Source organism: Microlunatus spumicola (assembly GCF_039536445.1).
Lineage (GTDB): Bacteria > Actinomycetota > Actinomycetes > Propionibacteriales > Propionibacteriaceae > Microlunatus > Microlunatus spumicola.
The window spans coordinates 867,074-891,112 of the sequence record NZ_BAAAYR010000004.1 but is presented as its reverse complement, the minus strand read 5'-3'; the positions used below and the strand labels follow the sequence as shown (position 1 = coordinate 891,112).

The following is a 24,039-nucleotide window of genomic DNA, read 5'->3' as shown; positions in this document are numbered from 1 at the left end:
CCTTCTCATACCCACGCGTCGGCGCGCTGGTCGAGCAGCGGCACCTGGAGCGCGGACCACGGGCTGAACGCGAAGGGCGTCGCGCCCACCGCCTGCCCGAGCGAGGCCCACGGGACCCAGCGCCACTCCATCACCTCGGCGACGTTCGCGGTGATCTGCGAGCCCGCGTGCGTCGACGCGACGAAGACGGGGCAGACCTCGTTCTCCACGACGCCGCTCGCGTCGGTGGCGCGGTAGGCGAAGTCGGGCAGCGCGCAGGTCACCTCGCCGACCTCGAGGTCGAGCTCGTCGACCAGCCGGCGGCGGACCGCGTCGACCAGCCCCTCGCCGGGCCGCGGGTGGCCGCAGCAGCTGTTGGTCCACACGCCCGGCCACGTCCGCTTGCTGAGCGCGCGGCGGGTCAGCAGCACCTGGCCCTGCCCGTCGGTGACGTAGCAGGAGAAGGCGAGGTGCAGGGGGGTGTCGGCGTCGTGGACGCTCAGCCGGGGTGCCGTCCCCACCGGGCTCCCGGCCGCGTCGACGAGGACGACGTCGTCGGCGGTGTGGAGCGGGGGGCGGCTTGCGGTCGCGACCATGCGCCGACTTTAGTGGCCCGTGACGCACGCTCCTGCCCCGTCGGGGCCCCGCAGGCGCGCCGGGCGGGGGGTCAGGGTGCTGACCGTCACACCCCGGGGCTGGGGAGAACGGTCCCGCGTGCCTTCGCGACTACCGTATTATTCGGCTGAACCTGCTTGACGTGACGGGCGGGATCGTTGCGTCCGTGCCGCCTCAGGGCGGCGGGGCGGTGAACAGTCGGTGCTTGAATTCGGTGTGGTCGCGCGCCGTCCTCCTCGACGGGGGCCGGGTCGTGCGTCACGGTCGGGAAGGACTCCCACGAACCGGTCGATGCGGGTCGCCATGGTCGGCACACGCGGTGTCCCCGCGCGTTACGGCGGCTTCGAGACCTGCGTCGAAGAGGTGGGCCGCCGGCTGGTCGAGGCCGGGCACGAGGTCGTCGTCTACTGCCGTCCGCCCGAGGGCGAGAAGGCGTCGGACCAGCCCACCGAGTACCTGGGCATGGAGCTGGTGCACCTGCCGGCCGTGCGCCACCGCGTCCTCGAGACCCTGTCCCACACGGCCGTGTCGATGCTGCACCCGTCGATCTCCGACGTCGACTGCGCCATCGTCTTCAACGCCGGCAACGCACCCCTGATCCCCGTCCTGCGCGCCCACGGGATCCCCGTCGCGACCCACGTCGACGGCCTCGAGTGGCGCCGCAGCAAGTGGAGCAAGGTCGGTCGTCGCTACTACCGCACCGTCGAGTCGCTGGCCGTGCGCTGGTCCGACGCGCTGATCGCCGACGCGGTGGGCATCGCGGACTACTACCGCACCGAGTTCGCCGCGCCGACCGAGCTGATCGCGTACGGCGCCCCGATCCTCGCCGAGCCGGGCTCCGACCGGATCGCCGCGCTCGGGCTGGAGCCCAAGGGCTACCACCTGGTCGTGGCCCGCTTCGAGCCGGAGAACCACGTCCTCGAGGCCGTCCGCGGCTACGTGGCGAGCAACGCGGAGCTGCCCCTCGTCGTGGTCGGCTCCTCGCCCTACGGCATGGAGTACACCGCCGAGATCGAGGCGGCCGCGAACGGCGACGTCCGCCTGCTCGGCGCGGTCTGGGACCAGACCGAGCTCGACCAGCTCTACGCCAACGCCCTCAGCTACGTCCACGGCCACTCGGTCGGCGGGACGAACCCGTCCCTGCTGCGGGCGGCCGGTGCCGGCGCGTACGTCATCGCCTACGACTGCATCTTCAACCGCGAGGTCCTCAACGGCGACGGTGACTACTTCCGTACGCCGGAGGAGCTCGCCACCCTGCTCGAGGCCACCGAGCGCGAGCCCGAGCAGGCCCTGGCGCTGGGGTCCTTCGCCCGCGAGTCGATCCGTCGCTACGACTGGGACGACGTCGCGGCGCGCTACGAGGAGCTGTGCACGCGGCTCGTGACCGAGGGCCCGACGCGGCGTCGGCCGAGCGGGCGCCGGGTCGGCACGTGGAACGAGTCCGCGATCGGCACCGACGCGGCCGGGCCCGCGGCGACGGCCCTGCCGCCGCTGGGCGACCGCCCCGACGACGTCGACGTCCACGGACGGGCCGACGCGCGCGTCTGACGACGCCCCGGGCGGCCCTCAGGCCTGCTCCGCCAGCACGACCTCCCGCCACCGCTCCGCGAACTCGCGCTCGGTGAACCGCTCCTCGTAGGTCCTCCGGGCCCGCTCCCCGGCCGCCGTCACGGCGGGCCGGTCCAGCCGGCGCAGCACGGCGGCCAGCGCAACCGCGTCCCCCGGCGGGAAGAGCCACCCGTCGACCTCCGGCGTGACGATGTCGACCAGGCCGCCCCCGGCGCTCGCGACCACCGGTCGCGCGCGGGCCAGCGCCTCGATCGCGACCAGGCCGAAGGGCTCCGGACGGTCCGACGGCACGACCACGACGTCGGCCGCCTCCAGCCACGGCGACGGGTCGGCGACCTCGCCCACGACCTCGACGCTGCCGGGGTGCGCGAGCGCGGCGACCAGCGCCGGGACGTCGGTGCGCTCGCCGCTGGCCGGCGGGCCGCCGAGCACGACCAGCGTCCCGGCGGCGCCGGCCGTCGTGGCCTCGTCCCACGCGGCCAGCAGCGTGGCGTGGCCCTTCCAGCCGTTCCAGCGGCTCGCGACGACGTAGCGGAGCCCGCCCGTGCGCCCCGCGAGCGGGACGGGCGGGCCCGGGTCCGGTGAACCGTTCGGGACCACCGTCGTGCGCCGCAGCAGCGCGGGCGGCAGGGAGGCGGCGGAGGCGCCGGAGATCGCGACGAGCCGACGGCAGCTGCGGGCCGGGAGCGTGAGCGCCGCGCGGTCCGCCCGCGACCAGATCTCCTGGACGTGCCCGAGCACGCGCGGCACGCCGGCGAGCCGGGCGACCGGAGCGGCGAGCAGGGTGGCGCTGGAGGTGCAGTAGACCATCGACGCCCGGCTGCGGCGCAGCTCGGCGAGGAGCCGGGCGCCGCGGCCGAGCAGCCGGGCGAGGCCGCGGGGCGTCCGGTAGGCGCGGCGCAGCACCGGCACGTCGAGGTGGCGCACGGTCACCCCGCGCTCCTCGAGCACGCCGCAGAGCGACAGCCCCGCCGCCGGGTGCACGAGGTCGGTCGGGAGCCACACCTCGAGGTCGGGCAGGCGGGGGTCGGCGCGGGCGGCGTCCACCATCTCCAGCAGCATCCGGTCGGCGCCGTAGAGCTCGTCGCTCGGGTGCACGAGCACCAGCGGCCCGCGGGACGTGCCGGACGACGGGGTCGTTGCGCGCATGGGCGGACCCTACGGCCGTCGCCGGGATATCCTCACGTCGATCCAGCGGCGGCTCGGGCCGGCGCAGCGACGGGCGCGGGCCTCCGCACGAGGAGGACCGCATGCCCACCGAACCGACGACGCCCCGCCCGGGGTTCCGCGCCGCGATGGCCCAGCTGCGCGGCGCGCAGAAGAGCGCCCGCGGCGGACCGCCGTACTCGATCTTCGTGAACCGTCCCCTCGGACGCGTGCTCGCGGCCCTCGCCTTCCAGGCCGGGCTGACGCCCAACCAGGTCACCGCCCTCAGCGCGCTCGCCACCTTCGTGGGCGTCGGGTTCCTCGCGGCCGCGCCCGCCACCTGGCTGACCGGGGTCGTCGTCGCCGTCCTGCTCGTCCTGGGCTACGCGCTGGACTCGGCCGACGGGCAGCTGGCCCGGCTGCGCGGCGGCGGCAGCCTGCAGGGGGAGTGGCTCGACCACACCGTCGACTCGCTCAAGGTCGTCGTCGTGCACCTGGCCGTGCTGGTCACCTGGTACCTGCACCTCGACCTGGCCACCGGCTGGCTGCTGGTCCCGCTCGCCTTCGCCGTCGCGTCGAGCGTGCACTTCTTCGGGATGATCCTCGTCGACCTGCTCGCGCGGGCCACGCGGGCCGAGCTCGCGCTGCCGGCGCCCGTCAAGACCTCGCCGGGCGCCTCGACCGCGCTGCTCAAGCTGCCGACCGACTACGGCGTCTTCTGCCTCGCGACCGTGCTCCTGGGCGCGCACGCCCTGTTCGTCGGCGTCTACACGCTGCTGGCCGTGGCCACCGTCGGCTACACCCTTCTGGTGGTCGTGAAGTGGCGCCGGGACGTGCTCGCGCTCGACGCGCTCCGGGTCGGGCACCGCACGAATTCCGCGCGCTGAGTGCCCAGGGTCTCCGGCGCCGGTAGCGTTGCGGCTGTGGACGTCGGACGGTTGACCGGTGCGTTCGACCTGGTGACGGTCGCCCAGCTCGACGTGATCGAGCAGGCGCGTGGCCGCTGCGCCCGCCTGGTGGCGCGGGTGCGCACCGACGAGCAGGTCGAGCGGCTCGAGGGCCTCGCGCCCGTCATGCCCCTGGACGAGCGGGTGCGCCTGGTCGCGGCGCTGCGCGACGTGGACGACGTCGACGTGGCCACCGACGAGACCGCCGCGGACGCCGAGCCGGGGCTCGCGTACGAGTTCGTCGACGTCGCCGCGCCCGCCCACGCCGAGGTGCTCCGGCCCCGTCCCGAGGGCCGGGTGCTCCCCGTCGTGCCGGACTTCCTCGTCCGCACCGACCCCCGCGACCCGGGCGCCCGGACGGGCTACGTGCCCGGCGGGTGGGACATGTTCCACATCGGGCACCTGCGGATCCTCGAGCGCGCGCGGGCCCAGTGCGACCGGCTCGTCGTCGGCGTCGTCACCGACGAGGCGCTGGTGTCGGCCAAGGGCCGGGCCCCGATGGTGACCTTTGCCGAGCGGGCGGCCGTCGTCGCCGCGGTCGGGATCGTCGACGAGGTCGTCGCGGACTCGTCGTCGAACAAGCTGCTCGCCTGGGAGCGCGTCGGCTTCGACGTGCTCTTCAAGGGCGACGACTGGCGGGGCACGGCGAAGGGCGACCGGCTCGAGGCCGAGATGGCGCAGGTCGGCGTGGAGCTGCGCTACTTCCCCTACACCCCGCACACCTCGAGCACCGCGCTGCGCTCGGTCCTCGACGCGCGCTGACCTTGAGCCCCGCCCCCGTCGTCGTCGGCGTCCCGACCTACCGGCGCCCCGACGAGCTCACCGCGCTGCTGCCGCTGCTGCTGGCCCAGGCCGACGACCTCCCCGGCCGGTCCGTGGACGTGCTCGTCGTCGACAACGACCCGGCGGGCTCGGCCCGCGAGGTGGTCGCGGCGGTCGGCGACCCGCGGGTGCACTACGTCGCCCAGCCCGTGCCCGGCATCGCGGCGGTGCGCAACCGGATCCTCGACCACGCGGCCGACGCGCTCGGCGCCGCGCTGGTCGCCATGATCGACGACGACGAGGTCCCCGAGCCGCGCTGGCTCGCCGCGCTGGTGGAGACCCAGGAGGACACCGGCGCCGCCCTCGTCGCCGGGCGCGTCGTGCCGGAGTTCACCGGGCCGCTCGACCCCTGGGTCGCCGCCGGCCGCTTCCACACCCGCCGCAACCTCGCCACCGGCGCGCCGATCATGGTCGCCGCGGCGGGCAACCTGCTGCTCGACGTCCGCCAGCTCCGCGCCCTCGGGCAGCGCTTCGACGAGCGGGTCGGGCTGGCCGGCGGCGAGGACACCCTCTTCAGCCGCGAGCTGCACGCCAGGGGCGCGTCGATGGTCTGGTGCGCCGGCTCCGTCGCGGTCGACCGCGTCCTGCCCGAGCGGATGACGCGGCGCTGGGTGCTGGCGCGGGCGATGAGCCACGGCGACGCGTGGGTGCGGGTGGGCCTGCGCCTCGCCCCCGGCCCGGCCGCCCGGGTGGTGTTCCGGGTGCGCGCGGTGCTCGGCGGCGCGGCCCGCGTCGTCGTCGGCGGGGCCCGTGGCCTGGCCGGCACCCTGCTGCGCCGGCCGGTCGACTCCGCCCGCGGGCTGCGGGCGGCGATGCGCGGCGTGGGCATGGTCCGCGGCGCCTGGGGCCTGCACCACGTCGAGTACGCCCGGGAGGAACCCCGTGCCGCTGCGTGACCGGGTGCCCGCCGGGCTCAAGCGCACGCTGCGCCGGGCGGCGGCGCCGCTCGGCTCGGTCGAGGCCGTGCGCACGTCGGAGCCCGACGTCGTCCTGACCTTCGACGACGGCCCGGACCCGGTGGGGACGCCGGCCGTGCTCGACGCCCTCGCCGCGCACGGGGCCACCGCCACCTTCTTCGTGCTGCTGACCCGCGTGCGGCAGCATCCCGACCTGCTGCGCCGCGTCGTCCGCGAGGGCCACGAGGTCGGGCTGCACGGGGTCGACCACCAGCCGCTGCCGCGCTTCTCGCACGCCCAGGCGTACGCCCGCACGCTCGCGGCACGCACCGAGCTGGAGGCGCTGACGGGGGAGCGGCTGCGGTGGTTCCGGCCGCCGTACGGTGCCCAGACCCCGCCGACGTGGCTCGGGGTCCGGCGCGCCGGGCTGATGCCGGTGCTGTGGGGCCCGACCACGTGGGACTGGCGCGACCTGCCCCAGGCCGACCGCGTGGCCAAGGCCCAGCAGGGTGCCCGGGCGGGTGCGGTGGTGCTCGCGCACGACGCGTTCGCCGGCGTGGCGGACGGCGCCGTGGACGACGGCAGGGGCATGATCGAGCCCGACGTCGACCGCTTCGACCTGGTCGACCGGGTGCTCACCGCGTACGCCGCGCGAGGCCTCCGCGGGCGTTCGCTGGGGTCGGCCCTGGCGCACGGGAGCCCCGTCCGGGCCGCGCGGTTCCGCAGGTGACGTCGCTCACGGGCTGAGCGGGAGCCCGCTTTCTTACCCGCACCGGACGACGGCTGGTGTGGACAACGGTCCCGGTGCGCCTTGTACCCTCGGCCCATGCCGGGGGCGGTGCCGCCCTGCAGCCACACCATTTTCCTGCGGGGGACCTCACGTTGACTCACCTTTCTGCTCCTCGACGCGCGGTCACGCTGCCGCTGACGCTCGCGCTGGCGACGCTCGGCCTGCTCGGGGCCTTCGGCCTCCCGGCGGCGGAGGCCGCCGCCCCGCCCGCCGTGGTGCAGCCGGACTACTCCGCCGGCGTCACCGCCGACGTGCTGCCCACCACCCAGATCAACGCGGGCGGCTACGTCCAGGACCAGGCCATCGTCGGTGACACGGTCTACGCCGGCGGGTCCTTCTCCTCGGCCCGCCCGGCCGGCGCGGCCGCGGGCACCAGCCAGAGCAGCCGCACGAACCTGCTCGCCTTCTCGCTGAGCACCGGCACCCTCAAGGCGTTCGCGCCCAAGCTGAACGGCATCGTGCGGGTGCTCGCGCTGTCGCCGGACAAGACCAAGCTCTACGTCGGCGGCGAGTTCACCACCGTCAACGGCCTCGCGCGCAACCGCCTCGCGGTCTTCGACGCCTCGAGCGGCGCGCTGCTCAGCAACTTCAACGTGAACCTCGGCGGCCCGGTCTACGCCATCGCGCCCACGGCGAGCACCGTCTACGTCGGCGGCCAGTTCACGCAGGCCAACGGGGTCAACCGCGGCCGCTTCGCCGCGTTCCGCGCGTCCGACGGCGGCCTGCTGAGCGGCTGGACGCCCAAGTCCGGCGACTACCAGGCCGTGCGCGCGCTGCTCGTGGCGCCCGGCGGCAACGTCATCGCCGGCGGCCAGTTCGCGACGATCGGCAACCTGTCGACCTCGACCCTGACGTCCGCGCCCGGTTCGGTCTCCCTGAGCCCGACGACCGGCGCCGTGCAGACCTGGGCCGTGAACAAGACGATCAAGCAGTACGGCACCGACGGCGGCGTCCTGTCGCTGAAGACCGACGGCACCACCGTGTACGGCGCGGGCTTCTGGTTCGGTGGCACGCAGTCCAACTTCGAGGGCGCCTGGGCGGTCAACCCGTCGGGTGGCGCCATCAAGTGGCTGGCCGACTGCCACGGCGACACGTACGACACGACGGTCGCCAACGGCGTCGTCTACGCCGCGAGCCACCAGCACGACTGCTCGAACATGGGGTCCTTCCCGCAGCAGCGCCCGACGCAGGTCGAGTGGCGCGCGAACGCCTTCACCGCGGCCGCCAAGGGCGACCTCCTGCCGAACTCGCTGTCGCCGACCAAGTTCAAGGACTACTCGGCCTACGACTCCCCGGCCGTCATCAACTGGTTCCCGCAGTTCGCGCAGGGCCCGACGACCGGCTACTACTCGGGCCAGCCGACGCTGACCATCGAGAGCACGAGCGACTACGTCGTCGTGGGCGGGCAGTTCCCGACGGTGAACGGCAAGGCCCAGCAGGGCCTGGTCCGCTTCGCGCGCGGGTCCAAGGCGCCCAAGGACGTCGGCCCGCGGGTCTACTTCTCCGACCCGGGCAGCGCGAGCACGTCCGTCGGCACCCCGAGCGTCAAGGTCGTGGGCGGCAACACGGTCCGCGTGACGGCCGCGCCCTGGGACCGTGACGACGCGGTGCTGAGCAAGGTCGAGCTGATCCGCAACAACGTGTCCGTCTGGTCGGCCACGAACGTGACGGCCCCGTGGTGGAAGACCACGGTCGCCTACACCGACAAGAACATCAGCGCCGGCTCGACCTACCGCTACTACCTGCGGATGACCGACGCCGACGGCAACACCACGACCAGCGGCACCGCGAGCGTCACGCCCAGCGGCAGCGGCATCCCCGGCTCGACGTACTACAACCAGGTCCGCTCCGACGGCGCCGCGAACTACTGGCGCCTCGACGACCCGTCCTCGGGCACGGCGGTCACCGACTGGGCCGGCGCGACCGACCTCGTCCGGTCGTCCGGCCTCGGGCTCGGCACCTCCGGCGCGATCGGGGCCGACAAGGCCGCGACGGTCAACGGTTCCGGCAGCGCGTCCGCGGCCTCGAACACCGGCTTCGTCCGGGCGCCGCAGACCTTCAGCGTCGAGGCGTGGTTCAAGACCTCGTCGACCACCGGCGGCCAGATCGTCGGCTTCGGCGACGTGCCGACCGGCAGCAGCTACCGCCACGACCGGCAGGTCTACCTGAACGGTGCGGGCAAGCTCACCTACTACGTCGACCAGAACGGCACGTCCCGGTCGGTGACCAGCGCCGCGAGCTACAACAACAACGCCTGGCACCACGTCGTGGCGACGCTGTCGGGCTCGGGCATGGTGCTCTACGTGGACGGCAATAAAGTCGCCTCGTCGTCCACGGTCACGTACGGGCGCAGCTACGGCGGCTTCTGGCGCGTCGGGGCCGACGTCCTGCCGGGCAAGACGTCCAGCACGTCGGCCTACCTCAGCGGCGCGATCGACGACGTCGCGGTCTACCCGACCGCGCTGAGCGCCACCCAGGTGAAGGACCACTGGACGGACTCGGGTCGGTGACGTCGCTCACGACCTGAGCGCCGTCCGGGCGGGGAGCCTCCTCCCCGCCCCCGGAGATCCCGCGAAGAGGCCGCGGGGGTCCCGACAGCCCCCTTATACTCCTCGCGGGGCTCGGGGGAACGATCGCCCCTCTTTCATCACTCGGTTCGGGGGACCTTCGTCGTGACTTCATCATCTCTAGGGCGCAGGCGCGCGGTCACGCTGCCGCTGACGCTCGCCCTGGCTCTCGTCAGCCTGCTCGGTGCGTTCGGCCTGCCGGCGGCCGAGGCCGCCGCACCGCCCGCCACCGTGCAGCCGGACGCGTCGTCCGGCGTCACGTCCGACGTGCTGCCGACGGCGCAGATCAACACCGGCGGCTGGGTCGAGGACCAGGCCGTCGTGGGTGACACCGTCTACGCCGGCGGCAAGTTCACCTCCGCGCGGCCGGCGGGCGTCGCCGAGGGCACGAGCGAGTCGGCCCGGGGCAACCTGCTGGCCTACTCGATCAGCACCGGCGAGCTCTCGGGCTTCGCCCCCAAGACCAACGGCGTCGTGCACGTCCTCGCGCTGTCGCCCGACCAGTCCCGCCTCTACGTCGGCGGCGAGTTCACGACCGTCGACGGCGTCACCCGGAACCGGCTGTTCGCGCTCAACACCGCGACCGGCCAGGTGGACCCGAGCTTCGCGGTCAACCTCGGCGGCCCGGTCTACGCCGTGACGGCGACCGCCACCACCGTGTACGTCGGTGGCTCGTTCACCCAGGCCAACGGCGTCAACCGGGGCCGGTTCGCCGCGTTCCGCGCCTCCGACGGCGGCCTGCTGAGCAGCTGGACCCCCAAGTCGGGCGACTTCAAGGTCGTCCGCGCCCTGCTCGTCGCGCCCGGCGGCAACGTCGTCGCGGGCGGCCAGTTCGGCTCGATCGGCAACCTCGCGAACTCGACGCTGACCCCCGCCGCGGGCTCGGCCTCGCTCGACCCGACCACGGGTGCCGCGCAGACCTGGAACGTCAACAAGGTCGTCAAGCAGACCGGTGACAACGGCGGCGTGCTGTCGCTGAAGACCGACGGCACCACCGTGTTCGGCGCCGGCTTCTGGTTCGGCGGGACCGACTCCAACTTCGAGGGCGCCTGGGCGGTCACGCCGAACGACGGCACCATCAAGTGGCTGGCCGACTGCCACGGCGACACCTACGACACCACCGTCTCCAACGGCGTGGTCTACGCCGCGAGCCACCAGCACGACTGCTCGAACATCGGCTCGTTCCCGCAGCAGCGCCCGACGCAGGTCGAGTGGCGCGCCAACGCGTTCACCGCCGACGCGCAGGGCGACGTGCTGCCGAACTCGTTCTCGCCGACCAAGTTCAAGGACTACTCCACCTACCAGGCCCCGGCCGTCATCAACTGGTTCCCCCAGTTCGCGATGGGCCCGACCGCCGGCTACTACTCCGGCCAGCCGACGCTGACCATCGAGAGCAACAGCGACTACGTCGTCGTGGGCGGCCAGTTCCCGACGGTGAACGGCAAGGCCCAGCAGGGCCTCGTCCGCTTCGCCCGCGGCTCGATCGCCCCGAAGACCGACGGCCCGCGCCTCTACTACTCCGACCCCGGCAGCGCGAACACCTCGCTGGGCACCCCGAGCGTCAAGGTCGTCGGCGGCAACACCATCCGCGTCACCGCGGCGCCCTGGGACCGTGACGACGCCGTGCTGAGCAAGATCGAGCTGCTCCGCAACGGGACGGTCGTGCAGACGCAGAACGACGTGACGGCGCCCTGGTGGAAGACCACGGTCGCCTACACCGACACCGACATCACCGCCGGCACGACCTACAGCTACAAGCTGCGGATCACCGACGCCGACGGGAACGTCAACACCAGCAACGCCGGCAGCGTGACCCCGAGCGGCACCTCGCTCGCCGACTCCGACTACTCGCGCCAGGTGCTGGCCGACGGCGCCGCGAACTACTGGCGCCTGGACGACCCGGCCGCGGGCACGTCGATCACGGACTGGGCCGGCGCGACCGACCTCGCCCGCTCGTCGGGCCTGACGCTCGGTGCGGCCGGGGCCGTCGGCTCCGACACCGGCGCCGCGGTGAACGCCACTGGCAACGCGTCGGCTGCCGCGAGCAACGGCTTCGTCCGCGCGCCGCAGACGTTCAGCGCGGAGGCGTGGTTCAAGACCGCGTCGACCTCGGGCGGCCAGGTGCTCGGCTTCGGCGACGTGCCGACCGGCAGCAGCTACCGCCACGACCGCCAGGTCTACCTGAACGCGGCCGGCAACCTCGTCTACTACCTGGACCAGAACGGGACCTCGCGCTCGATCACCAGCGCGAAGTCCTACAACGACAACGCCTGGCACCAGGTCACGGCGACGCTGTCCTCGACCTCGGGCATGGTGCTCTACGTCGACGGCGCCAAGGTCGCGTCGTGGTCGTCGATCACCTCCGGACGGGCGTACGGCGGCTTCTGGCGGATCGGCGCGGACGTCCTCCCGGGCAAGACGGCGACCACGTCGACCTACCTGAGCGGGTCGCTCGACGACGTCGCGATCTACCCGACGGCCCTCACCGCCGCGCAGGTGAAGGACCACTTCGGCCGCTCCGGCCGGACCGCGGTGGCCACCCCGACGGCGGCCTTCACGACCGCCTGCTCGGCGCTGGTCTGCTCGTACGACGCCAGCCCGTCGACCGCCGACGCGCCCGCCGCGAGGACCACCGCGGCGGCCGCCGGCTCCGGCGAGGTCCCCGCCGACGACCCGAGCATCGCCGACTACGCCTGGAGCTTCGGCGACGGGTCGTCGGCCAAGGCCGCGAAGGTCAAGCACAGCTACAAGAAGTCCGGCACGTTCGACGTCGCGCTGACGGTGACCAACAGCGAGGGCATGGTCTCCTCGGCGATCCAGACGGTCGACGCGGCGGGCAACTCGATCCCGGTCCCGGTGATGACGAGCAAGGCCAAGGGCAAGAAGCTGTCCTTCGACGGCCGCAAGTCGGTCGACTACGACGGCAAGATCAAGAAGTACAAGTGGTACTTCGGCGACGGCTCCAGCAGCACGAAGTCGTCGGTGAGCCACACCTACAAGGGCACCGGCTCCTACTACGTCAAGCTCGCGGTGACCGACGACGACGGCGCGACCAGCTGGATCGCCGACAACGTCCTGACCGGCGGCACGACGCTCGCGTCGGACGCCTTCCAGCGCAGCGGGACCGGCTGGGGCAACGCCGACAAGGGCGGGGTCTGGACGACGGACCCCGACGCCGGCTTCAGCCTCGACGGCGAGCAGGGCGAGCTGTCGCTGAGCGCGGCGGGCGAGGGCTGGACCGCGACGCTGAAGGACCTGTCGACGAACAAGGCGAACGTCGTCGGCGACGTCACGATCGACAAGACCGGCGTCGCGTCGGGCACGACCGCCGCGTACGTGCTGCGCGAGCAGGCCGACGGCGACTACCGCGTCAAGCTCGTCTTCGTCGAGAAGGGCAAGCTCTTCCTGGTCGCCAGCCGCGTGGTCGGCGGCACGGAGAAGGTCATCAAGACCGTCAAGGTCAAGACCACCTACAAGCCGGGCGACATCCTGCGCCTGCGCGCCTCGATCAGCAGCGCCAAGAGCGCCGCGATCAAGGCCACGGTGTGGCACGCGGGGAGCAAGGAGCCGTCGGCCCAGCTCTCCACCAAGGACAGCACGAAGTCGCTGCGTCGGGCCGGCTCGGTCGGCGTCTGGGGCTACCAGTCCCAGTCGGCCACGAACGCCCCCGTCCAGCTGAGCTTCGACAACCTGCTCGTCACCCCGAGCTGAGCCCCGTCGTGCCGCGCGCCCCCCGGACCGTGCCCCTCGGACGCCTCGTCGGCGTCCTGGCGGGGATCACCCTCGTCGCCGCCGGGTGCTCCGACCCGGCTCCGTCGGGCGACGTCCCGCCGCCGGCCGCGACGAGCGCACCGGCGCCCGCGCCCAGCGCGACCCCCTCCGCCTCGTCGTCCGCCGCCCCGAGCGCGTCGGCCACCGCGGCGGCCCCCTCGAGCAGCGCCGCGCCGGAACCGCCGCAGCCGAGCAGCGACGGCACCGTCGAGAGCCGGCCCGTCGAGACCGCCGCCCCCAAGAAGCTGGACGAGCCCACGCGGACGGCCGGCGCCACCGTGTCCCTGGTGTCCGTGAAGGCCACGACGGTCAAGGCCGCCGGACCGGCCGACAGCTCCGGGCCGGGCGTCCTGGTCCGCCTCAAGATGGCCAACACGACGGGCAGGACCCTCGACACGAGCTTCGTCCAGGTCAACGTGAGCAACGAGGCCGGCGACCCCGGGACCCTGGTGATCGGCCGGCCCACCGACGCGATTAGCGGCTCGCTCCGTGCGGGCCGCAGCGCGGAGGGCGCGTACGCCTTCGTGCTCGACGACGCCGGCTCCGGCCCGCTCACCGTGGCCGTCTACGTGACGTCCGGCCAGCCCGTGGTGACGTTCCGTGGTCGGGCCTCCTAGGCACCCACCGGTCTGGACCTCCGACCGGGCCGGCGTCCTCTTCGTCCTCGTCGGGCTGTGGGCCGTCGTCCCGAAGATCCTGCAGACGCTCACCTCGGCCAAGTACCGGGTCCGGGTCGACCAGGCCGAGCCGCCGCCCACCGCGCTCACCGCGCTGGCCACCGACGTCCTGACCGCCGCGCTGCTGGGCTTCTGCCTGCTGGTCGTGCTCGACGCGCTCCGGCGGAACCCGCGGCGCGACCTGCTCGGTCTCGTCCTGCTGCTCGCCCCGTGGCTGTGGGTCGAGGTGCGCTCGTTCACGCTCGACCGCGGCTTCGCCGTGGCCGACCTCGTCTACCCCGCCGTCGTCGTGGCGGTCTGGCTGCTGCGCCCGGGCCTGCGGCACCTCCGCCTGCTCGGCTACCTGGCCGGCGCGGTCGCCCTGGTGTCCGTCGCCATCGGCGTCCTGCTGCCCGACGCCGGGGTGTTCCGGGCGTCCGACGGCAGCGTGATCGACGAGGAGAAGGCGATCCTCCCGCTCGGCGTCCTGGTCGGTGTCTTCACCCACGGCAACACGCTCGGGCAGTTCCTGATCATGGGCTTCCCGCTCGTCGCGCTCGTGCAGCGCCGCGGCGTGCGTGCCGTGCTGCTCGCCGTCTCCGCCTTCGCCCTGCTGTGGAGCGCCGCCCGGTCGACCATCGCGGGCGCCGTGGCGCTGGCCCTCGTCGTGGCCGTGCTGTCCCTGCTCCCGGTCGCGCGGCGGACCGTCCCGTACCGGCTCGTGCTCTGGGGCGCGTTCGGTCTGGTCGCCGTGCTGCCCTTCGTCACGACCGCGCCGCTGGCGTTCACGGGGCGGGGGGCGATCTGGACCAGGAGCCTCGCGCTGTGGCGCGACCACCCCTGGGTCGGGAACGGCTCGGACTTCTACAGCCGCATCGCCCAGACCTCCGCCGACCTCGGCGGCACGGTGTACCACGGCCACAACGAGATGGTGCAGCTGCTGGTGACCGGCGGGGTGGTGCTCGCCGTCCTGGTCGGGGCCCTGGTGCTCGCCGCCGTGCACCGCGCCGCGACGGTGCCCGGCGGCGGGACCGTCGGGGTCGCGATCCTGCTGGCCCTCGCTGCGGCGTCCCTGCTCGAGGTGTCGCTGCTCTTCGACGGCGGCAGCGTCTTCGACCCCGTCCTGCTGCTCCCGCTCGCGACGCTGCTCGTGGGCGAGCCCCTCGGTCCGGACCCCGCGCCGGACGCTGCCGTCGCCGGCTCCTCCCGGTCCACGCCGGCTGACGTCGCCCCGCTCGCGCGCGCCCGTGGTTGACCTCGGGCGGGCGGCGGCGCGCGGGACCGCCTTCACGCTCGGGGCCCAGGGCGGGCGGTTCGTCCTGCAGATCGGCTCGCTCGTCGTGCTGGCCCGGCTGCTCAGCCCGGAGGCCTTCGGCCTGGTGGCCATGGCGACCAGCGTCCTGGGCGTCGCCGAGCTGATCCGCGACTTCGGCCTGTCCTCGGCGGCCATCCAGGCCAAGCACCTGAGCGACGCCGAGCGGACCAACCTCTTCTGGCTGAACGTGGCGATCGGCACGACCTGCGCGATCGTGGCGCTGGCGCTGGCCCACCCCATCGCGTCCCTCTACGGCGACCCGCGGGTGGCGGGCGTGGTGCTGGCGCTGGCCGGCCTGCTGGTCGTCAGCGGCGTCACCACGCAGTTCCGGGCCGAGCTGAGCCGGGACCTGCGGTTCGGTCCCCTCGGCGTCGTCGAGCTCTCGGCGCAGGCGGGCGGCGTGGCGGTGGCCATCGCCAGCGCGGCGCTCGGGGCGGGCTACTGGTCGATCGTCGCGCAGCAGGGGACCGTGGTCCTCCTGACCTGCGTCCTGTGCGTCGCCTTCTGCGGGTGGCGGCCCGGGCTCCCGCGCCGAACCACCTCCGTCCGCCGCTTCGTCCGTTTCGGCAGCCACGTGCTCGGCACCCAGGTCCTCGGCTACGCCACCAACAACGTCGACAACGTGGGGATCGGGGCCGTCTGGGGCGCCGGGCCGCTCGGCGTCTACAGCCGGGCCTACCAGCTGCTGATGGTCCCGATCAACCAGATCAACGACCCGATGAGCCGCGTCGTGCTGCCGGTGCTGTCGCGCGTGCAGGACGACCAGCCGACCCTGCAGCGCTACGTCGAGAAGGCGCAGCGCGTGGGCACGTACGGGCTGGGGCCGGCCTTCGCGGTCGCGGCGGGCGTCGCCGCGCCGCTGGTGGCGCTGCTGTTCGGCCCGCAGTGGACCGCCGTGGTGCCGGTGTTCGTCGCGCTGGCGGTCGGGGGCGTGTTCCGGGGGGTCGGGCTCGTCACCTACTGGGGGTTCCTCGCCCGGGGCCGCGCCGACAAGCAGCTGCGCATGTACCTGGTGACCCGGCCGCTGATGATCGGCATGATCCTGGCGGGCCTGCCCTGGGGCCCGGTCGGGGTGGCCGCGGGGCACTCGGCGGCGTTCGCCGTCTACTGGGTCGTCGCCCTCCTCTACATGGGCCGGGTGACCGGCCTCGACAGCGGCCGGCTGCTCCGTCAGGCGCTCCTCGCGCTCGGCGGCCTCTCGCTCCCGCTCGGGCTGCTGGCCTACCTCGGGACCCGGCTCGTCGACGGCACGGTCTGGCAGCTCGTCGTCGCCGGCCTGCTGGCGCTCGCCTGGGTCGGGCTGCTGCTGCTCCTGCTGCCCTCGGCCCGCGCCGAGCTCCTCGCCGCCCGCGGCCTGCTGCGCCGCGAGCGGGTCACGCCTGCGGAGGGCGTCCGTACTCCACGCTGACGACCCCGAGGGCGCCACCGACCACCCCGAGCGCGGTGGACACCTGGCAGGCGCCCAGGGCCCGGCGGCCCACGTCGCCCCGCACCCGGCCGCGGACCTGGTTGGCCACGCCGGTCGCCCCGCGGACCGCGCCCCGGGCGAGCAGCTCGGCCCGCTCGGCCCAGCGGCCCGGGCCCGGGCGCAGCGCGAGCGCCACCCGGCTCCAGTCGTTGCCGGTGCGGTAGGAGCGTCGCCGCACCCAGGCGTGGGTCATCCGGTCGACCGAGTGGAAGTCCAGGACCTCCGCCTCGTCGCACCAGCGGATCTCGCCGCCCGCGGCCACGATCGCGTGGGTGAGCATGGTGTCGCTGCCGCCGGTGAGGCCGAACGCCTCGTCGAACTCCAGCCCGTACGCCCGCAGCTGCGCCAGGTCGAGCAGCAGGTTCGCGCTGCTGGCGCCGCCCAGGAGCGCGCCGGTCGGACGGACCGTGCGGTCGAAGACCCCGGAACCGGCCACCCAGGCGTCCGGCTCGCCCTCCTCGAAGCGGGGGACCGCCGGCCCGGAGACCGCCGTCGGGTGCCAGCGCGACCACGCGCCGACCATCCGGCCGAGCCAGCCCGGCAGCGGCAGGCCGTCGTCGTCGACGAAGAGCAGGAGCTCCGCGGAACCCGCGGAGGCCAGCGCGCGGTTGCGGGCGGCCGCGATGCCGGGCCGCGGCTCGTGCACGTAGCGCACGCCGTCGGCGGCCCAGGCCTCGACCTGCTCACGGGCGCCGCCGGCGGGGTCGTTGTCGACGACGACGACCGAGCCCGGCCCGGCGTAGCCCTGCAGCTGGGCCACGAGCTCCGGCAGCAGCCGGGCGAGGGCCGCGGGACGCCGGTAGGTCGCGACGCCGACGACGACCTCGGGGGTCGACGCGTCGGTCGGGGTGCTGCCGGGCGCCGGTCGGACGGCCCGGGACGTCTGGTCTCGTTCCGCCACGGTGCGGAAGATTACCGGTCCGGCCAGGGGCGGTGTGGGACCATCGACCTCGGCCCCGGACGAGACGACCGGGGCGGACGACCCGGGCGGCCCGCCCGGACGGGATCCCTGGACAGACAAGGAACGCGGCGTGGAGTTGCGCGGATACCTGCACGCGCTGCGGCTGCGGTGGTGGCTCGTCGCGGGGCTGGCCGTGCTCGGCTTCCTGCTCGGCCTCGTGGCGTTCCTGCTCACCCCGCCCGTCTACGCCAGCACCGTCACCTTCTACGTCAGCGTCCCGCCGGTCGCCGGGGGCAGCTCCGCCACCGCGACGCAGTACGCGCAGGCCAAGGTGAACTCGTACGTCTCCCTGGTCCGGAGCGAGGAGTCGGCCCGCCGCGTGGTCGCCGACCAGAAGCTGTCGGTCTCGCCCGCCTCGGTCGCGAGCTCGATCTCCGCCAGCGCGCAGCTGAACACCACCCTGCTGACCGCCACGGTCCGCTCGGGGTCGCCGGAGCGCTCGCTCGCCGTGGCCCGGGGGCTGGCGACCACGTTCGGCCCCCTCGTGGACGAGCTGGACAACGCCGGGCGCCCAGCCGCGGTCATCGCCGTCGACGTCGTGTCCGGACCGACGTCCGCGTCGTCGCCGGTGAGCCCCGACCTGAAGAAGTTCCTCGCGCTGGGCCTGCTCGCGGGCCTCGTCCTCGGCGCGCTGCTCGCCGTGCTGCGCGACCTGCTCGACGCGACCGTGCGCTCCTCGGCCGTCGCGTCCGAGCTCGTGGGCGCGCCCACCCTGGCCGTCGTGGACGAGGACCGCGACGAGCGGGGGAGGGCCGAGGCGGTCCGCCAGCTCCGCACCAACCTGATGTTCGTCCGGGCCACCGGCGGCGCGACCCGCGGCGCCGAGGTGGTCGTCGTGACCTCCGCCGTGGGGGGCGAGGGCAAGACCACGACCGCGCTCGACCTGGCCCGGTCCCTGGCCGAGGCCGGCGAGCGCGTGCTCCTGGTCGAGGCCGACCTGCGCCGCCCGACGCTCGCACCCACGCTGCACCTGGAGCCCGGGCCGGGCCTGTCGGAGGTGCTGGCCGGTCAGGTCGAGGTCGCCGCCGCGGTCCGCCCCGGCGGGGCCGAGGGCCTGAGCGTGCTGCCCGCCGGCGCCGTGCCCCCGAACCCGGCCGAGCTGCTCGGGTCGGAGCGGATGGCCGCCGCCGTCGCCACGCTGAGGACGGGCTACGACAAGGTCCTGCTCGACGCGCCGCCGCTGCTGCCGGTGACCGACGCGGCGGTCTGCTCGGCGGTCGCCGACGGCGTGCTCCTGGTCGTGCGGTGGGGCCGCACGAGCCGCGACGAGGTCGTCGAGGCCGTCGCCATGCTCGAGCAGGTGCACGCGCCGGTGCTCGGCAGCGTGCTCAACGGCCGCCGCCTGACGCGCTCGGAGCGTCGCCGCTACTCCTCGGACCCGTCCGACTTCTCGTGGTCCTCCGTCAGCCCCGTCGGCCACGGGTCGCACCCGGGCTGACGCCCGCCAGGGTCTCGACGAACGGCACCAGCGCCGCCTCGACCCGCCGCCGGCACAGCCGGAACTGCCGCACGCTGCGCCCCATCGGGTCGGGCAGGTCCCGCTCGTACGCCACCGGCCCCGACCGCTCGCGCCCGGCCGCGGCCCGCGCCAGGAGGGCGTCCACGCCCCGCTCCGGCCCTCCGCCCCCCGGAGCCGCCTCCAACCAGGCGGCGAGGTCCAGCAGGGTGAACGTCTTCGCTGCCGCCTCCGGGCCCGCGAGGGCGACCACGTCGCGCCGCTGCTCGGCGGCCGCGGTGACCACGAGGTCCGCCGCCCGGACCGTGGCGACGTCGAGGGCCGTGGAGCGCCAGAGCGAGGCGTCGACGCCGCGCTCGGCGAGGACCTGGACGACCGAGGGGTGCGCGGGGACGCCGGGGTGGGCGTACGTGCCGGCGGAGCCGACGAGCACCGGCGGCGCCGACGGACCGGCGGCCTCCAGCGCGGCCCGCAGGAGGAGCTCCATCATCGGCGAGCGGCAGTGGTTCGCGTGGCAGACGAAGACGAGCCGGCCCGTCCGGCTCCCGACCGCGCCGGCGTCGACCATCGGTGGACCGTCCTCCTGCTGACCCCTGCCCCAGAAACTGCTGGGAACTCTCAGTAACAACCGGGCCGTCGCGGCGATGTCTCAGGCGAGCATCGAGCGGTCGGACCTGCGCGGGGGAGCGTCGCGGTCCGCGGCCCGAACGAGGCACCCACGGCCTCGCTCCTGCCCTCACCCTCCAGCTCGGGGACCCCTCGAAAGGTAGTTGCTGTCATGCCGCACGCCCTCCTCCGGACCAGCCTGACCCTCGCCAGCGTCGTCCTGGCCACCGCCGCCATGCTCGGGGCGCCGAGGACGACCGAGGTCGCCACGGCGGCCCCTGCGCCCGCCACGGCCAAGGCGCAGACCACGATCATCAGCGCGACCTTCGACAGCACCAAGCGGGGCAAGGTCGACGCGAAGTCCTTCCGCAGCCTCGTCGGCCCGACGAACAAGAACGCCTCCGCCTACCTCGGCATGACCTACCGCAAGGACTACCGCGGCTCCGGCAACGTCGTCCGCACCAAGCTCGCGGGCGGCAAGTTCATCCAGTCCAAGGGCGAGGGCCGCGGCAACGTGCTGATGGTCAAGCTGCCCGGCGCGTACGACTCGGCCTGCATGTCCTACGACATCCGCTTCGCCGCCCCGTTCGACTTCTCCGCCGGCGGCAAGCTGCCGGGCTTCGTCGGGGTCGCGCCGGGCACCTCGCCCAGCACGCCCGAGGGCGGCGGCTCCACCGCGCACGGCTGGTCCGGCCGGCTGATGTGGCTCGGCTCGAAGATGTGGAAGTTCGTCCGCGACGCCCACCGGTCGAACATGGTCGTCACGTACCTCTACCACCCCGGCCAGGACCGCGAGTACGGCGACAACGTCTCCTGGGGGGCGTCCTTCGTCCCCGGCAAGTGGCACCACGTGCGCCAGTGCCACGTGATGAACACGATCGGCAAGGCCGACGGGGTGCTCCAGACCTGGTTCGACAACGACCTCGTCATGGACCAGCGCGACGTGGTCTACCGGACCGACCCGGCCGTGCACATCACGCACTTCGACTGGAGCGTGTTCCGCGGCGGCAACTCGACCACCTGGGCCGGCGAGAAGAACGCCTTCGTGGACATGGACAACCTGAAGATCACGGCCGCCGTCTAGCCGTCCGGGCTGACCGGGCCGTCACCCGCTCCCGGCACGAGCCACGGCGTACGACGAGACCCTCCGCCCTTCGGGGCGGAGGGTCTCGTGCATCGCGGACGCGGACGGGTGGGTCAGGCGGCGCCGACCCGGCGGAGCACCGCCGAGAAGGTCTTCCAGATGATCAGCAGGTCGAGCGCGAGGGTCCAGTTCTCGACGTAGCGCAGGTCGAGCTGGATCGCCTCGTCGCCCTCGAGCCCGGAGCGTCCGCTGACCTGCCACAGCCCGGTGAGGCCGGGGGTGACGAGGGCCCGACGGCTCGAGTGGGCCGGCATCTGGGCCAGCTCGTGCGCCAGGTGCGGCCGCGGCCCGACGAGGGACATGGTCCCGTTGAGCACGTTGAAGAGCTGCGGCAGCTCGTCGAGGGAGAAGCTGCGGAGGATGCGGCCGAGCCGCGTGATGCGCGGGTCGTCGCTCAGCTTGAACAGCCCGCCCTTGCCCTGGTTGCGCTCCATCAGCGCGGCGAGCTCGTTCTCGGCCCCGGTCCGCATGGACCGGAACTTGTACATCGTGAACTCCTCGCCGCCGCGGCCGATGCGCTTCTGGGCGAAGATCACCGGGCCGCCGTCCTGCAGCTTGACCGCGAGCGCGATCACCAGCAGCACCGGCGAGATCACCAGCAGGCCCAGGGCGGTCAGGACGATGTCGCTGGTCCGCTTCACGACCCTCCTCGGCCCGGTGAAGTGCGGCTCCTCGATGTGGAGCAGCGGGAAGCCGACGAGCGGGCGGATGTGCATCCGCGGGCCGGCGACCTCGACGAGGCCGGGGTCCACGAGCATCTCGACGCCGCTGCCCTCGAGGGACCAGGACAGCTCGCGCAGGTAGGTGAAGCGGGTGGCGTCGTCGCTGGTGACGGCGACGGCGTCGCAGGCGTGGTCCCGCATGGCCGTGCCGACGTGGCGCAGGTCCCCGAGGACCGGCACGTCCAGCCCGACCAGGTCGGCGAGCTCCGCGTCCGGCACGCAGACCCCGACCACGGTCATCCCGGCCTCGGACTCGTTCGCCAGGCGCCGGGTCAGCTGACCGGCGGCCGCGGCGCTGCCGGCGACGACCACCCGGCGCACGAACCGGCCGGCGCGCTGCTCGCGGTGGAGGTACTTCCGGGCGGCGAAGCGTCCGACGACGCTCAGCGCGACGGCGAACGGGGTGCCGGTGACGGCCAGCTTGAGCAGCGCGTCCCGCTCGGTCTCGGCCAGGGCCGGGACCAGCTCGGCGCAGACGGCGCCGGCCACCACGACCGCGACCCACGCACGCAGGACGGCGTGCACCTCGTCCGAGCCGACGCCGACGGCGCGGCGCTGGTAGCCCTTCATCGACGCGACGGCGAGCGGCCAGACCAGCGCGCCGAGCGCGCACAGGACGACGATGCGCAGCCACGAGGAGGACAGGGTCTCGCTCACCACCGAGGGCACGAGGGCGGCGGTCGCGCCGACCAGCACGTCCCAGGCGGTGAGGGCGGCCACGTAGCGGCGCGCCCAGACCGCGAACCGGGGCCCCGTCGGCGAGACGGGCGGGGTGGCGCGAGCGCGACGTCCGACGGTCCGGAGCGGCTGCTGCTCGACGGTCCGTGAGGGCGGCGGGACGAGCGAGCCGATGAGGTCGAGCCCGTCGACGGGCATCTCCTGGGTGCTCACCGGTGGTCCGGCCCGAGCGTGCTGACGCCGGACGGACCGGTGCCGCGGACGGCTCCGCCCGTCGAGAGCGTGCCGAAAAAGACAGTTCTGCCGTACATGGATCCCCCGCCGTGCTTCCCCGAGAGTGCCCGTACGGGCACCGCGCCATCCCAGGCCTCACGGCGGTGCACGTCCCCTGACGCCCACCTCGCGAGCACCGCGCGGCGCACTGGCGCCGTCCGGTTCTCCCACCTGGGAAGACTTCCCTCACGCTACCGGCGCCGGGAGGGGCTCGTCAGGGAAACGAAAAGTTCCCCCCGGCCGTCGATCCGCGGCACGACCTGACACGCCGCCCGAAAACAATGTCCGAACAAAGTCTTGACACCATCGTGGGGCTGGGTCACGCTAGGCCGCGTCGGCACCGCAGCCGGCCACGACCCGGAGGTTCACCGATGAACCCACCGTCCGACCGCACCCCGACCGTCACCACGGTCGTGACGCGGACCGGCGTGGCCGCGCGACGTCTCTCCGCCCGACGTCTTCCGGCCGCTCGTGCGCCGTTCCCGTACGGACCGACGTGCACGTCCGCTCTCCCTCACCGTCCGCTCCCGGACACCCCGGCGCCCGCTGGAACCTGTTTGACCGAAAGGACTCATCGATGACTCCGCTCCCAGACGGACGCGTCCTGCGTCGTCCCCTCCTCACCCGGACGCTCGCCGTGGTGACCGTGACCGCCGCGCTCGCCCTCTCCGCGTGCAGCGGCGGCGGCGCCCCGCAGTCGTCGGGCTCCGCGCCCGCCGGCGGGGGTGGCGGCGGCAACAGCGGCTACACCTTCGCGATGATCACGCACGAGACCCCGGGCGACACGTTCTGGGACCGGATCCGGGCCGGCGGCGAGCAGGCGGCCAAGGACACCGGCTCCACGCTCAGGTACTCGTCCGACCCGGACGCGACCAAGCAGGCCACGCTGATCGACGCCGCGGTCAACTCCAAGGTCGACGGCATCGCCAGCACGCTCGTGACCCCGGACGCGCTCATCCCGTCGCTGAAGAAGGCGGAGGCCGCCGGCATCCCCGTCGACACCTTCAACTCGGGTCTCGACTTCTACCAGCAGGCCGGGGCGATCGCCCACTTCTCCTCCGACGAGAAGCTCGCGGGCCAGCAGGCCGGGGCGAAGGCGAAGGCGGCCGGTGCCACGAAGATCCTCTGCACGATCCAGCAGACCGGTTCGGTCGCCCTCGAGGACCGCTGCGCCGGCGTCAAGGACAGCTTCCCGAACACGGAGAACCTGCAGGTGAACGGTGCCGACGACTCCGCCGTCACCTCGGCGATCCAGGCCAAGCTGAGCCAGGACAAGGACATCAACTGGGTGATCACGCTGGGAGCCGCGCAGTCCCTGGACACCATCAAGGCCAAGAGCGCCGCGGGCCGTGACGACGTGAAGGTCGGCACCTTCGACCTCAACGCCGAGGCCGCCAAGGCGGTCCAGTCCGGTGACCTGCAGTTCTGCATCGACCAGCAGCCCTACCTCCAGGGCTACCTGGCCGTCAGCCAGCTGTACCTCTACAAGAAGAACGGCAACGTCATGGGTGGCGGCAAGGCCACGCTGACCGGCCCGTCCTTCGTCGACACCACCAACGTCGCTGCGATCCTGCCCTTCATCGACCAGAACACCCGCTAGTCCCCGCGGTCGGTGGTCGGGCTCCGCGAGCCCGGCCGCCGACCACCCACACCTCGGA

The 24,039-nt window shown here is 73.8% G+C and carries 18 protein-coding genes; 13 read left to right on the top strand and 5 right to left on the bottom strand.

Annotated elements, in window-relative coordinates; all coding sequences use genetic code 11:
- Positions 1 to 5 precede the first annotated feature (5 nt).
- Positions 6 to 575, bottom strand: coding sequence for an isopentenyl-diphosphate Delta-isomerase (gene idi, locus ABD665_RS17085; protein WP_204910133.1), 570 nt, complete (start codon positions 573 to 575; stop codon positions 6 to 8).
- 322 nt (positions 576 to 897) lie between these two features.
- On the opposite strand from idi, the gene ABD665_RS17080 reads away from it, so the two are divergent.
- On the top strand, positions 898 to 2,142 hold the full coding sequence (locus ABD665_RS17080; RefSeq protein WP_344742553.1) for a DUF1972 domain-containing protein: 1,245 nt from the start codon (positions 898 to 900) through the stop codon (positions 2,140 to 2,142).
- 18 nt (positions 2,143 to 2,160) lie between these two features.
- On the opposite strand, the gene ABD665_RS17075 is transcribed toward ABD665_RS17080, so the two are convergent.
- Positions 2,161 to 3,312 carry a glycosyltransferase gene (locus ABD665_RS17075; protein ID WP_204910131.1) on the bottom strand — a complete coding sequence of 384 codons (1,152 nt, stop codon included), beginning with the start codon at positions 3,310 to 3,312 and terminating at the stop codon, positions 2,161 to 2,163.
- Between the two features lie 101 nt (positions 3,313 to 3,413).
- Between ABD665_RS17075 and ABD665_RS17070 the strand changes: the two genes are divergently transcribed.
- The 9 genes from ABD665_RS17070 to ABD665_RS17030 all read left to right on the top strand — a co-directional run bounded on the left by ABD665_RS17070 (position 3,414) and on the right by ABD665_RS17030 (position 16,481).
- A complete protein-coding gene (locus tag ABD665_RS17070) occupies positions 3,414 to 4,196 on the top strand; it encodes a CDP-alcohol phosphatidyltransferase family protein (protein ID WP_344742552.1) in 783 nt (260 codons plus the stop codon).
- 36 nt (positions 4,197 to 4,232) lie between these two features.
- Positions 4,233 to 5,018: an adenylyltransferase/cytidyltransferase family protein gene (locus tag ABD665_RS17065; RefSeq protein WP_344742551.1), complete on the top strand. Its 786-nt coding sequence runs from the start codon at positions 4,233 to 4,235 to the stop codon at positions 5,016 to 5,018.
- Positions 5,019 to 5,020: 2 nt separating this feature from the next.
- On the top strand, positions 5,021 to 5,974 hold the full coding sequence (locus ABD665_RS17060) for a glycosyltransferase (protein WP_204910130.1): 954 nt from the start codon (positions 5,021 to 5,023) through the stop codon (positions 5,972 to 5,974).
- Positions 5,961 to 6,704, top strand: coding sequence for a polysaccharide deacetylase family protein (locus ABD665_RS17055; RefSeq protein ID WP_204910129.1), 744 nt, complete (start codon positions 5,961 to 5,963; stop codon positions 6,702 to 6,704). The genes ABD665_RS17060 and ABD665_RS17055 overlap by 14 nt, the downstream gene beginning before the upstream one ends.
- 152 nt (positions 6,705 to 6,856) lie before the next feature.
- Positions 6,857 to 9,274, top strand: a complete 2,418-nt coding sequence (locus ABD665_RS17050; protein WP_204910128.1) for a LamG-like jellyroll fold domain-containing protein — start codon at positions 6,857 to 6,859, stop codon at positions 9,272 to 9,274.
- Positions 9,275 to 9,436: 162 nt separating this feature from the next.
- Complete coding sequence (locus tag ABD665_RS17045) at positions 9,437 to 13,042, top strand: PKD domain-containing protein (RefSeq protein WP_204910127.1); 3,606 nt, start codon at positions 9,437 to 9,439, stop codon at positions 13,040 to 13,042.
- A gap of 8 nt (positions 13,043 to 13,050) precedes the next feature.
- Positions 13,051 to 13,719 carry a hypothetical protein gene (locus ABD665_RS17040; protein WP_204910126.1) on the top strand — a complete coding sequence of 223 codons (669 nt, stop codon included), beginning with the start codon at positions 13,051 to 13,053 and terminating at the stop codon, positions 13,717 to 13,719.
- Entirely contained in the window at positions 13,703 to 15,013 is a 1,311-nt protein-coding gene (locus ABD665_RS17035; RefSeq protein WP_204910125.1) for an O-antigen ligase family protein, read from the top strand. Before ABD665_RS17040 ends, ABD665_RS17035 begins: the two co-directional genes overlap by 17 nt.
- A complete protein-coding gene (locus tag ABD665_RS17030) occupies positions 15,006 to 16,481 on the top strand; it encodes an oligosaccharide flippase family protein (protein ID WP_204910124.1) in 1,476 nt (491 codons plus the stop codon). Before ABD665_RS17035 ends, ABD665_RS17030 begins: the two co-directional genes overlap by 8 nt.
- Here ABD665_RS17030 and ABD665_RS17025 read toward each other — a convergent pair.
- Positions 16,447 to 17,442 (bottom strand): glycosyltransferase, encoded by a 996-nt coding sequence (locus ABD665_RS17025; RefSeq protein WP_204910123.1) that lies wholly within the window; start codon positions 17,440 to 17,442, stop codon positions 16,447 to 16,449. The two genes, ABD665_RS17030 and ABD665_RS17025, sit on opposite strands and share 35 nt — an antisense overlap.
- A 130-nt stretch (positions 17,443 to 17,572) precedes the next feature.
- Between ABD665_RS17025 and ABD665_RS17020 the strand changes: the two genes are divergently transcribed.
- On the top strand, positions 17,573 to 18,940 hold the full coding sequence (locus ABD665_RS17020; RefSeq protein ID WP_204910122.1) for a polysaccharide biosynthesis tyrosine autokinase: 1,368 nt from the start codon (positions 17,573 to 17,575) through the stop codon (positions 18,938 to 18,940).
- Here the strand turns inward: ABD665_RS17020 and ABD665_RS17015 are convergent.
- Positions 18,906 to 19,526, bottom strand: coding sequence for an arsenate reductase/protein-tyrosine-phosphatase family protein (locus ABD665_RS17015; RefSeq protein WP_204910121.1), 621 nt, complete (start codon positions 19,524 to 19,526; stop codon positions 18,906 to 18,908). The two genes, ABD665_RS17020 and ABD665_RS17015, sit on opposite strands and share 35 nt — an antisense overlap.
- Before the next feature lie 210 nt (positions 19,527 to 19,736).
- Here ABD665_RS17015 and ABD665_RS17010 point away from each other — a divergent pair, with 210 nt between their 5' ends.
- Entirely contained in the window at positions 19,737 to 20,648 is a 912-nt protein-coding gene (locus ABD665_RS17010; RefSeq protein ID WP_204910120.1) for a polysaccharide lyase, read from the top strand.
- A gap of 113 nt (positions 20,649 to 20,761) precedes the next feature.
- Here the strand turns inward: ABD665_RS17010 and ABD665_RS17005 are convergent, their stop codons facing one another.
- Entirely contained in the window at positions 20,762 to 22,321 is a 1,560-nt protein-coding gene (locus tag ABD665_RS17005; RefSeq protein ID WP_204910119.1) for an exopolysaccharide biosynthesis polyprenyl glycosylphosphotransferase, read from the bottom strand.
- A gap of 637 nt (positions 22,322 to 22,958) precedes the next feature.
- Between ABD665_RS17005 and ABD665_RS17000 the strand changes: the two genes are divergently transcribed.
- Entirely contained in the window at positions 22,959 to 23,981 is a 1,023-nt protein-coding gene (locus ABD665_RS17000; RefSeq protein ID WP_204910118.1) for a substrate-binding domain-containing protein, read from the top strand.
- Positions 23,982 to 24,039: the final 58 nt, after the last annotated feature.

What these genes read in the sequence shown, in the direction of transcription:
- ABD665_RS17015 (WP_204910121.1), bottom strand. Translation starts at nt 19,526, where the DNA reads ATGGTCGACGCCGGCGCGGTCGGGAGCCGGACGGGCCGGCTCGTCTTC.
- ABD665_RS17000 (WP_204910118.1), top strand. Translation starts at nt 22,959, where the DNA reads ATGACTCCGCTCCCAGACGGACGCGTCCTGCGTCGTCCCCTCCTCACC.
- ABD665_RS17080 (WP_344742553.1), top strand. Translation starts at nt 898, where the DNA reads ATGGTCGGCACACGCGGTGTCCCCGCGCGTTACGGCGGCTTCGAGACC.
- ABD665_RS17010 (WP_204910120.1), top strand. Translation starts at nt 19,737, where the DNA reads ATGCCGCACGCCCTCCTCCGGACCAGCCTGACCCTCGCCAGCGTCGTC.
- ABD665_RS17070 (WP_344742552.1), top strand. Translation starts at nt 3,414, where the DNA reads ATGCCCACCGAACCGACGACGCCCCGCCCGGGGTTCCGCGCCGCGATG.
- idi (WP_204910133.1), bottom strand. Translation starts at nt 575, where the DNA reads ATGGTCGCGACCGCAAGCCGCCCCCCGCTCCACACCGCCGACGACGTC.
- ABD665_RS17075 (WP_204910131.1), bottom strand. Translation starts at nt 3,312, where the DNA reads ATGCGCGCAACGACCCCGTCGTCCGGCACGTCCCGCGGGCCGCTGGTG.